This window comes from Mesorhizobium sp. M2E.F.Ca.ET.209.01.1.1 (assembly GCF_004010375.2).
Taxonomy (GTDB): domain Bacteria; phylum Pseudomonadota; class Alphaproteobacteria; order Rhizobiales; family Rhizobiaceae; genus Mesorhizobium.
The window spans coordinates 1-371 of the sequence record NZ_SADP02000284.1; the positions used below are offsets into that span (position 1 = coordinate 1).

Sequence of the window (371 nt, forward strand, 5' to 3'; positions counted from 1 at the left end):
GTGACGGGCAGGTACACCCCGAAGTCCCAATCCATCTCCTGAGGCGGCAGGTGAGCGCCCTGAATGCAGGTCTTATAGCTCCAAGAACCCTGCGTTCTGAAGCGAGGCTCAACCTGCCTTTCCATTCCCAGAACCGCTGTAGAAGCTCGACGAATGCCTTCTCGAAGATGGTCCCTAATCTTGTTCTTCGCCTGGACAAGCAATTTGCGCTGCCCTTCGGTAGGCGAAATGACCTTGTCAAAGGCGTCGGGATTATCCCCGTTCAAGAACAGACTATGCAGATTGAGCATATTTCATTCTCCTAGGCGTTCTTGTTCGGGCCGTGATAGAAAGTTGGTTTGGGAGCGCGATGCGAGAGCAATTCCCGGAAC

Annotated in this window: 1 protein-coding gene; it reads right to left on the bottom strand. The window is 53.6% G+C overall.

Annotated features, from left to right (window positions below; genetic code table 11):
* A partial coding sequence (locus tag EN852_RS41830; RefSeq protein WP_348643523.1) for a cyclic GMP-AMP synthase DncV-like nucleotidyltransferase occupies nucleotides 1-290 on the bottom strand: 290 nt, incomplete at its 3' end.
* Nucleotides 291-371: the final 81 nt, after the last annotated feature.